This is a genomic window from Butyricimonas muris (assembly GCF_046365375.1).
GTDB classification, from domain to species: Bacteria; Bacteroidota; Bacteroidia; order Bacteroidales; family Marinifilaceae; genus Butyricimonas; species Butyricimonas muris.
Genome location: NZ_JBKEIT010000001.1, coordinates 699607 through 711134, shown reverse-complemented (window position 1 = coordinate 711134; position 11528 = coordinate 699607). Strand labels below are relative to the sequence as shown.

At 44.8% G+C, this 11528-nt stretch carries 6 protein-coding genes; 2 read left to right on the top strand and 4 right to left on the bottom strand.

The genetic code is table 11. The features are described from left to right. Positions 1-8: 8 nt before the first annotated feature. From ACK8P8_RS02935 to ACK8P8_RS02920, 4 genes are all read right to left on the bottom strand, one after another. The gene (locus ACK8P8_RS02935) at positions 9-761 is read right to left on the bottom strand and encodes a DUF4843 domain-containing protein (protein ID WP_369860124.1); all 753 of its coding nucleotides are present in this window, start codon (positions 759-761) and stop codon (positions 9-11) included. A gap of 19 nt (positions 762-780) precedes the next feature. Continuing rightward, positions 781-2424, bottom strand: a complete 1644-nt coding sequence (locus tag ACK8P8_RS02930) for a RagB/SusD family nutrient uptake outer membrane protein (protein WP_369860122.1) — start codon at positions 2422-2424, stop codon at positions 781-783. A 19-nt stretch (positions 2425-2443) separates the two neighbouring features. Continuing rightward, the gene (locus tag ACK8P8_RS02925) at positions 2444-5851 is read right to left on the bottom strand and encodes a SusC/RagA family TonB-linked outer membrane protein (protein ID WP_369860121.1); all 3408 of its coding nucleotides are present in this window, start codon (positions 5849-5851) and stop codon (positions 2444-2446) included. Between the two features lie 509 nt (positions 5852-6360). Continuing rightward, positions 6361-6891, bottom strand: coding sequence for a GNAT family N-acetyltransferase (locus ACK8P8_RS02920; RefSeq protein ID WP_369860120.1), 531 nt, complete (start codon positions 6889-6891; stop codon positions 6361-6363). Positions 6892-7130: 239 nt separating this feature from the next. Here ACK8P8_RS02920 and ACK8P8_RS02915 point away from each other — a divergent pair, with 239 nt between their 5' ends. Beyond that, positions 7131-8321 (top strand): efflux RND transporter periplasmic adaptor subunit, encoded by a 1191-nt coding sequence (locus ACK8P8_RS02915; protein WP_369860119.1) that lies wholly within the window; start codon positions 7131-7133, stop codon positions 8319-8321. Positions 8322-8349: 28 nt separating this feature from the next. Further along, positions 8350-11523, top strand: a complete 3174-nt coding sequence (locus tag ACK8P8_RS02910; RefSeq protein ID WP_410025528.1) for an efflux RND transporter permease subunit — start codon at positions 8350-8352, stop codon at positions 11521-11523. Positions 11524-11528 lie beyond the last annotated feature (5 nt).

Here is an 11528-nt window from a genome sequence, read left to right as displayed (position 1 = left end):
TTTATTCATTATACATTTACAGACATCCATTCATAATTATCCGTGTCATAAACCGGATTTTCCGCCAACCATGCCTTAAAAGCACGAACCAATTTCAATGCTTGATCCGGATGATTCTCTATCATTGCCCCGTCCAGTTCATAAGCTCCCGGAACATTTTCAAGGAACGTCTTGTATTTCAAGGAAGAATAAGACCCCAAAAGATAAGCTTCCACTTCTCGAGTCCACCACAACGGGCGCACGGCATCTTTCGTCAAATGAATCACCGCCCGGGAACGTTCGAATTGTCCCACGTGTACCTCATCCGTGGGAACGATTTCCAACACTAGGCGAACCCCGTCTTTCAAATCATCCAATCGCCGGCTTTTATTCATGCGAATCCGAACGGTATCTTGAATCCTTTCCGCGTTCTCCGGGAGCGAGCGGGCATGAAACGTGTACTCGTCTTCCAACGTGTATTCATCCGGATTGGCGGTGGTCATTTCATCCACGACCTTCAACCCGAAATGTAAATCTTCCGTTATAGGACGTCCGGCTAACACCACGATCACTTCTGCCATCACGTGGTCGTCCGTCGGTTTGGCAAAAAAGAAAGTCACGTCCGTGGAGTCCGCTTTCGCCGTTCCGGGTGCTTTTTCATCCGTGAAATATTTCAGGAAATAAACTTCATGGCGATCCCCGAACGGTTCTATATCTTGTTCATTACACGCCGGGAACAAAAAAGCTCCAACGACAGCCAATAACAATACATGTTTTTTCATATCTCTTGTATTTTATAGGTTACATACTCTGGTTATCCGGGACAGGCAGCATATACTCGGATTTATTCAATTCCCGGATTTCATCCTCCTTGAAATAAACCTTCGCCCCCAACCGCTTGTACAAGTAGAATAGTTGTCCCTCGGATATCCATTCCCGCTGGGCATCCCGGATCAAATCTTTCTGGAATGTCTCGTAATCCTGTGCCACGGGCAAATCCTCCATTGTCTTCCATTCTCCCCATTCCTGTCCTTCTACCGGGAACTCCGCCCACGTTGCCCGATTCTGACGAATCTGGTTCAATATCTGGTAAGCCTGTTCAAACTGCTGCTCGCGGGCATAATATTCCGCCATGATATAACGCATTTCCGTGGCTCGGATAACCGGAAGTATTTGGACATTCGCCTTACGAATCGTCAGATTATCACTACAATACCATTTAGCGGATATTTTATAATTTCCCCATATACTATTATCCTCCGGTTTGAACAGCAAGTATTTGGAACGGATGTCTATTTCAGACTCATCGCTTCCCCCATCCGTCTTCTGGAAAATCTTCTGGTTGTCCAAATCGAGCATCAACCAACTCCCTTTATTCATCCCGTCAGCCCTTTTTTGAAAGAAACGACCTAAACTATAATCGTTGTACGCTTCTTCGTTATAAACGGCAAAAATTAAATTGGATACGGCTTTCAGATTCTTTTTTTGTTCATAATCATCCACTTGAAAATCCCTGAACTCATCCTTCGAGAACATATCGTAAGAAACGCCTGCCATTCCCGTTGCCTTAAAATTCAAAACGGAATCAGCCAAACGGAATGCCTCTTCCTGCATACCCGCGTATTGATACACTCTTGCCAATAACGCCGATATGGCGTAATAACTCAAACGATACCCCCGCCCCATGTAGAAACCGTCTACCGTGTTTTCATTCTGGTGTCCTTCCATGTTGGATTCCAGAGTACCGTAGAACCGGGCATTCCCCGAGGCACTCAAACTCATTCCCAAAGCCGTCGTGTCAAACTGAATCGTCAGAGAGCGTGCTGTATTCAGATCCCGGATTACCTTTTCAAGGAAAGACTTCACCCCTATTCCATTGGGCTGGATATTAGGATAATCCTCCACGTAAGGCACTCTCTGTTCCCCCTCGTCATGAACGGGAGCCGGGGCAAAAAGACGCAACAAATCAAAATGCATCAAAGCACGACAGGCATAAGCCTCTCCCAGAATCATCCTGCGTTCGGGTTCCCCGCCGGCAAACAAATCCGGCGAAGCGCCATCCAAATTCTGGATCAAATTATTCGCGTTGGCAACCACGTTAAACCCGTCTTTCCAGATATTATCGATCGTGGGTCTTAACGAAGAATTGTAGTAATCAAATTCTCGCGCTATTTTGTACATATCCGGTCCCTGTTCATTGTAATTCCAGTTCCATGTATATTGACGCGACATACAATCCACGATACCGAATTGCAATTCGACACCATACAAATTCTTGGATGCCATAGCTTGGTAGATGCCCGCCAGAACGGAGCGATAACCGTCGCCCGTGGTGAACAGTTCATCACTCGTCGCCTGTCCTTCCGGTTGCAAGTCCAACCAATCCTTGCATGAGCCCAACGACAGCAAGGAAAACAGTAAAATCATTTGTAAATATATTTTCATATCCGAAACATTTAAAAGTTTAGAACCCGAGAGTCAACGTGAAACTGTAATTCTTGGCATAAGGATAACTCGTTCCCCGTTCCTGCTTGATAGAAGCCCAACGGGCAACATCGTTCATGTTAAACCGCAACCCCAAAGAGGTCAGACGGAATTTACGGATCAATTCTTGGTTAAAATCATACCCGCAAGAGATACCACTGAATGATAAATAGTTGTTATCCTGCACGAAACGAGAAGTCGGTTGCGTCTTTTGATTATTTTTCAAATCAAAGAAAGGAGCTATATCACCCGGTTTTATCCAGCGTTGTGTCAGTACCCGGCGATCCACGTTACTGCCGTCGATATCCGCTTCTTCAACTTTATCTTTTATCGTTTCGTTGTAATCCTGCGCCCCCCATTGGTACAAGAATGTAGTATTCACGTAAAAACCTTTCCACGCGATATTGATACCGAAAGAGCCCTGTGCGTCCGGACTCTTGTCGCCCACTACAACCTCATCCGCCGCATCCCAGACGTAAGTGCTCTGACCGTTTCTTTTCCTGAACAATTCCTTTCCGCAAGAAGGATCGATCCCGTAAGACGGCACGGCATAAATCGCGGTCGTTGATGCCCCCACGTAGTATTGCGTCAGCGGAATATAAAGCAATTCCTTATCTTCTTCAGGCACTCCATTTAGCTCTTTACTTGCCGTGTTGTGAAAATCCTGAATATTCTGGTTATATCTTTCAGCCTCTTGCCCGAGCTTGGTTATCTCGTTTTTATTGGAAGCCAGCGTGGCATTCACCGCAACCGTCCAATCCTTATTTTGCACAACAGTGGCATTGAACTTGATTTCAAATCCTTTGTTAAGAATGGAACCCGCATTCGTGTAAAAACTTGGAAAGCCCGAAGAAGTACGGATAGATAATTGTTCCAACTGATTTTTAGTTTCTTTCCGGTAATAGTTTGCCTCTACCGTGTAACGGTCATTGAAGAACCCCAGACTGATACCCGCATCTATCGTGTAAGTCTTTTCCCATGTAAGCCTTGAATTACCCAAGGCAATCAACGTGTTGGACGGCGTGTTGTAATACCAGTTGTCGGAAGTCTGATACGTGGAAATCGCCGCGTAAGCCGGGAAATTAACGTTACCGGTAACCCCGTATGTTCCTCTCACTCTCAACAAACTAATTAACCAATGATCCTTCAACCAACTATAATTATGAACGTTAATTCCTGCCCCCACTGACCAGAAAGGAGCGAAACGTTTGTCTTTCCCAAATTTGGACGAACCGTCCAAACGGAAAGAGCCGTCGAATAAATAAACATTATTGTACGAATAATTGACCGATCCCAATATACCGAACAAACGGCTTTTATCGGAAGAAACATTTGCTTTACTCGTCTGCTCGGCGGCGTATGAAGGAGAATGTAAATTGCTCAACTGGAATCCCCGATAACTTATCGAGGTCGTTTTACTGTGCATCTCCTGAACGTTCACCCCCGCTGTGGCATTGATAAAATGCTTACCGACCGACTTGTTATAATACAGCATGGCATTCATATTCCATGTAAAACTCTTGTCGGAAGAGGTGGATAACGTTCCTCTTTCCCTCGTGGGTATCGTACGGTAAGAAGGATCTTTAGGATCACTGAAACTCTCGGTTTCCGAATCTGTTCTTGTCACGGAAAGTTGTCCCTTAAAAGAGAACCCCTCTAAAAAGTAAAGATTGATACTGAAATTATTCGTCAAATCATTTAACTTACCCTTTCCCGTGTAACTACCCAGTTTCTTTGCTTTATAAAGCGGATTCGTGCTTCCGTCTTTCAACTTTTCCAACAACTCGCCGTCATTAGAATAAGGCGCCCAATACGGCTGTAATTTAGCGTAGGTATTAAATGAACCGTAAGGAGAATCCTGCGAGTTCGTCACGTTAAAAGAAACGGAGTTCATGACTTGCAACCATGTTTTATTCCGGTAATCCAAATTTAACCCTACTCCCATGTTGTCCCGGTAAGAATCTATCATAGCCCCGTTGTGCGTGCCGTAATTCAAATCCAGACTATACCGGATACTCTCCACCCCACCAGAAATATTCATACTATGCGAATGATTGAACACGTTGTGCAAGGGTTGTGCCAACCAATCGGTCTTTACCCCCCGGCGTACTTCATTCACCAGATCGTTGTACGCGATATCTTTCAGCAATTGTAATCCCGGATCACCGTCGGCAGCAATGTATTTACCGGACAACTTTTCAACCCTCACCTTTTCCTCCGCGTTACACAAATTATAATCTGATAAATCGGGAAATTCCGCCCCGGCATTGAAATTATACATTACCCGTAATTCCCCGGGTTTAGGGGCTACCGTCGTTACCACAACCACACCGTTTGCCGCACGGGAACCGTACATGGCGGTGGCTGCCGCGTCTTTCAATATGGTCATGCTCTCGATGCGATTAATGTCCATATCGTAAATCTTTTGCACGGAAACCTCGAAACCATCCAGAATAAAAATCGGAAGATTCGGATTATCCTTTAAACTGGTTCTTTGTGACCGACGTGCTTTTTCCGTTTCCAATCCCCGGTTCATACCGATACTTCCTTCTCCGCGAATCGTAAATTCCGGTAAAGAGTTCGGATCCGATCCGAAGAGCTTATTCTCTTTAATCCGGAAAGAGGGATCGAATACCTGAAGTGCAGCTATCACGTTTTTATTATTTGTTTTCAACAACTGATCCCGGTTCACCGTGGTCGCGTTTCCCGTAAAACTCTCCTTCCTTACCTTCATGTACCCGGTAACCACTACATCATCCAGTTTCTTGGCATCCTCTTTCAACACCACGTTAATGGTATCTTTCCCCCCGTATTTTATTTCCTGTGTCTTCATTCCCATGAAAGAAAAAACCAGCGTGATATTTTTCATCTCCGGCAAAACCATCTGGTACTTTCCTTTCACGTCGGTAGCCGTACCATGATTCGTTCCTTTGATAACCACCGTAACTCCCGGTAACGGTTCATTCTTTTCATCCGTTACCTTTCCCGTGATCCTAACCTCCTTTATTTTCTTTTCCTCGTCCGGAATAGGTTTCAACACGATCACGGCATCCTGAATCACGTAGGTCAACCCTGTTCCCTTCAGACATGTTGCCAGAACTCTGTCAATATCCGATGCTTGGATATTAACATCAATCTTTCCAATTTTATCCACATCTTCCTCGCTGTACATGAAAATAAACATCGTCTGCCGCTCTATTGCCCACAACACATCTTTAAGATAAACATTTTTCATGGTCAGTTTTATCTGTTGGTCTGATTGAGTATGAATGTTTCCCCGCACATTCAATACACCCAACAGAACAAACAACAAGGTACATCTAAAAATGTAACCCGCCTTTCTTGATCCCCCGGAATTTCCCGGGAATGACTTCAAGTTTTCTTTCATAAATTTGTTCTTTTAGTTATACAATCCATTCGTTATTTTTCATGTCTTTTTATATCAAAAAAGGATCGTTTAATAAAAAAACAAAAACTCATAAAAAACAAGATTGTGATGAAAAGACATACCATATAATTATCTGATAATAAGGATCTGTCGAAAAAATGATTTTTGCTTGAAAAATTGATTTTAAAGGCTAAAGAAACGATCGTTTATTAATAATTTTATTTGAGCCGACTCATATATATAACACGAAAAGTCGTTTCCATGGGGAACGACTAACCTTATTTTTTTTGAATATTTCCAATAGTGCCTAATTATCAAATAATTAAGCGACACTTTTACTCGTTTTTTTATTGAAAGATACAAGGAGAACCCGGAGAATTTCCGTTGAAGATTCGATGTAATAAGGGAACAAACACGTTTCACTTTCGAATCAAAGACGTTTCAAAGACGTTCACGAGCGAAAATAAAATGTCTTTAATTGGAAAATAAAAGACGAGTAAACAATCATATCATCTATAATTGTCCCTATAAATCACCTGTTTTATCCGTTCGACAAATTCCTGCAAACGATCTGTCCGGTGATTCCCCATGATCCATAAATTACCGGCATCACGCTCATCCCGGTATGAAGGCTGGATAAAAGATTTATCCAGTATCTCGTAACCATTTCGCTCGTAATACTTCACTCGACGGGTGGTCATTTCATCCGTGGTGGGTTCCACTTCAAGCAAACGTAAACCGCTCAAATGCTCCGCGATATAATCCAGCACCTGCTGTCCGACTTTCAGGTTACGCATTTGGCTAAACACGGCAAGATGCTCCATGTAATAAAAATCATGCAAATCCCAATAAATAAACAATCCTGCCAGCGTATCGTCACACTCTATCGCGTTGAAATGCATCTCCGGTTTTTCAAGAATCAAGCGTTTCAATTGCTTGATATCCCTTCTCTCGTTTTCCGGGAAAGCCTCCTCGTAAAGCGGTATCAATTTTTGTAACCGGATATCCCCGGGTTCTGTTATTCTTATCAAGTTCATCATCACGTTTCCATATAAAATATTTACAAATATAATAATTCTCTATCAAGTTTAAATTTCCCGAACCCGATTTTATGTTATCACGTATCATCAATGTGTAAAAATATTTAACTGCCCTCTTCTGCAGGCCTTTTTCGCAAAAAGAGCAAAAAATAATTTTATATCACATCAATTTGGTACGGGGTTTGCCTATTTAGCCCCAAATATATATAAGATTGAACACAATTAAATAAAGACAGTATATGAAAATGCAAAAGTCAATGATTACTTTATCTCAACGATTCTTTGGAATCGCGTTGGGGATAACCCTTTTTGCTTGTGGAGGTCAACAGCAAGGTCAACAAGCCGGAGCACCGGAATACGCCGTAATGACCATTGAAACAAGCGTATCCAAGTTAAACAACGCTTACCCGGCAACAATCAAAGGGCGGCAAGACGTGGAAATTCGTCCGAACGTGAGTGGATTCATCACGAAATTATGCGTGGATGAAGGAGCGGTAGTGAAAAAAGGGCAAACCCTGTTTGTCATTGACCCCGTTCAATACGAAGAAGCTGTCAATGTAGCTCGTGCGGCAGTAAACGTAGCCAAGGCAAACGTGGCAACCGCAGAATTAACAGCGAAAAACAAAGAGAAACTGGCAGAGAAAAATATTATCAGCTTGTACGAACTGCAAATGGCGAACAACACGCTCGCCTCACAAAAAGCTGCCCTAGCCCAAACGGAGGCTCAATTAATCAACGCGGAGAAAAACCTCTCTTACACGAACGTGACGAGTCCTTCTAACGGGGTTGTCGGGAAAATACCTTTCCGCGTGGGAAGTCTTGTAAGCCCGAGTTCTGCTACAGCCCTGACCACCGTTTCCGACAACTCGGAAATGTACGTCTACTTCTCCATGAATGAAAAAGATATTCTCAAATTGACGCGTGAAAGCAACGGGGCAACCCAAGGCGTCTTGAATCAAATGCCGGCAGTGGAACTTCAATTGGTCGACGGTTCTATTTACAATGAAAAGGGTAAAATCGAAACTTTAAGCGGAGTTATCGACCAGACAACCGGAGCTGCCAGCGTGCGAGCTACTTTCCCGAACCCGAACGGCATATTACGAAGCGGGGGCTCGGGTGTCATTTTATTACCCGAAGAAAATAATCATGCTATTGTTATTCCCCAGAAAGCGACCATGGAAATGCAAGATAAAAAATTTGTGCTCGTGGTGAATGACAGTTCTATTGTAAATACTACCGAGATAAAAATTCTCCCCGTGAATGACGGGAAAAATTACGTGGTAACTTCCGGACTGAAACCGGGTGACCGTATCGTGATCGAGGGCGTGGGTACTTCCGTGAGAAACGGGATGACCATAAAGCCTGTTTCCCCGGCAGAGGCAACGGCAAAGCGTCAACAAGTTATCACACAACAAAGTGCCAAACACTAGATCCACGTATTAAAATGAATCAGAAATTATGAAATTAGATAGATTTATAAAACGCCCCGTACTCTCCACGGTTATATCCATTATCATCGTCATCTTGGGTATACTGGGGTTGATCGCGATCCCCGTAACCCAGTACCCGGATATCGCCCCTCCCACCGTACGCGTAAGCACGTCATACACCGGGGCAAATGCACAAACCGTGCTGAACAGCGTGATTGCCCCGCTGGAAGAACAAATCAACGGAGTGGAAAACATGATGTACATGACATCTACCGCGACCAACACGGGAGAAGCCACGATAGAAGTATATTTTAAACAAGGTACCGATCCCGATATGGCAGCCGTGAACGTGCAGAATCGTGTCGCAAAAGCCCAAGGATTCCTGCCTGCCGAGGTTACACAAGTAGGGGTAATTACCAGTAAGCGGCAAACAAGTATGCTACTGGGATTTACTGTCTTTAGTTCGGACGATAAATTCGACGAAACTTTCATACAAAACTACGTGAAGATTAATCTCATTCCCCAGATTCAGCGTGTTCCCGGCGTGGGTGACGCCATGGTACTAGGCGCCGATTACTCCATGCGTATCTGGCTGAAACCGGATGTGATGGCTCAATATAAACTCATGCCCTCGGACGTGACGAGCGTTCTGGCAGAGCAAAATATCGAGGCAGCCCCGGGGCAGTTTGGCGAAAGCGGCGACCAATCCTTCCAGTATATCATGAAATATAAAGGTCGTTTACAGACACCGGAGGAATTTGAAGACATCGTGATTCGCGCTACATCGGACGGGGAAATTCTACGGCTAAAAGATGTTGCCCGAATCGAACTGGGCGGCTTGAGCTACGGTTATGCCACGCGTTCAAACGGACATCCGGGAGTAACGGGAATGATCTTTCAAACGGCAGGTTCAAACGCAACGGAAATTATCCAAAACATCGAAGCTCTGTTGAAAGAATCTTCCAAGGACTTTCCCCCGGGAGTGGAATACAGTATCCTATTGAACGCGAATGATTTCTTGTTCGCGTCCATCCACGAGGTATTGAAAACCTTAATCGAAGCATTCATTCTGGTCTTCCTCGTCGTGTTCATTTTCTTGCAGGACTTCCGTTCCACCTTGATTCCCGCCATCGCGATACCCGTGGCATTAATTGGTACTTTCTTCGTGCTGCAATTGATAGGGTTCAGCATGAACCTGTTGACTTTATGCGCCCTTGTACTTGCCATCGCTATCGTGGTCGACGACGCGATCATTGTCGTCGAGGCGGTACACGCCAAACTTGACCAAGGCTACAAATCGCCTATAAAAGCTTCCGTCGACGCCATGAACGAGATCTCGGGTGCTATCGTATCCATTACACTCGTGATGATGGCAGTGTTTATCCCCGTGAGTTTCATGTCGGGTACATCCGGAACTTTCTATCGCCAGTTCGGTCTGACCATGGCTGTTGCTATCGGACTATCGGCAATTAACGCGTTGACTTTAAGTCCCGCCCTATGCGCGGTGTTCTTGAAACCGCATGATAAAGATAAACAAGCGCACAAAAAAGGATTGATCAATCGTTTCCACGCGGCCTTCAATGCCGCCTACGACGTAACCCTGCAAAAATACAAGAAAGGTGTGAACTTTTTCATCAATCACAAGGTGATCAGTTTTACTACCGTTGTAGCAAGTATCGTTATTTTGGTTCTTTTGATGAGATCAACCCCAACAGGATTGGTTCCTAACGAAGATACCGGAACCTTCTTCGCTATCGTGGACCTCCCTCCCGCCACTTCACTGGAAAGGACACGGGCGGCACTGGCACAAGTCGACAGTTTAATAGCGAGCAATCCGGCCGTAGACGGACGCACGGAGGTTGCCGGATATAGCTTTATCGCCGGGCAAGGTAGCTCTTATGGAACATTTATATGTCGGTTGAAACCTTGGGACGAGCGCGGTAAAGGGCAAGATATCAACAGTGTTATCGGACAACTATACATGCAAACGCAAGGATTGATAAAGGATGCGCGGGTACTTCTGTTCGCCCCTCCCATGATTCCGGGGTACAGTATCACGAACGGTTTCGAATTTAACTTGCAGGACAAGACCGGAGGCAGTCTGGAAGACTTTTACAGCGTGGCACAAAACTTCCTCGAAAAGTTGAACCAACGCCCGGAAATTGCCACCGCACGTACCTCGTTCAACCCGAACTACCCCCAGTACATGGTAGACATCGATGTGGCAAAATGTAAAGAAGCGGGACTAACCCCGAATATGTTACTAACCACGTTACAAGGATACTACGGTGGTATATACGCCTCCAACTTCAATCGTTTCGGTAAACTATACCGGGTAATGATACAAGCTGATGCCAATTTCAGGGCAAACCCGGAAACCCTTAACCAAGTGATGGTCAGAAACGGAAACGAGATGGCACCGATCACACAGTTTATTACCTTACGGAAAATATACGGACCGGACAACATCAAGCGTTTCAACATGTTTACCGCCATGAGTGTCAACGGTTCCCCTGCCGACGGGTATAGCTCAGGACAAGCCATTCAAGCTATTCAGGAAGTAGCCGCGGAAACCTTGCCCACGGGATACGGTTTCGAGTATTCCGGCATGACACGTGAAGAACAAAGTTCCAGTGAAGGTACGACAGCCATGATCTTCCTGCTCTGTCTGGTATTCGTTTACCTGTTATTAAGTGCCCAGTACGAGAGTTACATATTACCTTGGGGTGTTATCTTGTCCGTACCATTCGGGTTGATGGGGAGTTTTATATTCGCCAAAATCATGGGAGTCGAAAACAACATCTACATGCAGATATCATTGATCATGTTGATCGGGTTGCTGGCAAAGAACGCCATTTTGATTACCGAATTTGCACTGGAACGTCGTCTATCCGGCATGAGTATCGTCTCCGCTGCCGTGTTGGGTGCTTCTGCCCGTCTTCGACCGATTTTGATGACCTCATTGGCTTTGGTTATCGGATTGTTGCCGTTGATGTTTGCCAGTGGCGTGGGAGCCAACGGTAACAGTACCTTGGGTACGGGAGCCATCGGTGGTATGTTTATCGGTATGATTTGTCAGATATTCATAGTACCGGCATTATTCGTGGCATTCCAATACTTGCAGGAAAAGATCAAACCGATCGAATGGCATGACACGGATAACTCCGAACTGGAATCTGAAATTGAACAATACACAAAATAAAGAAC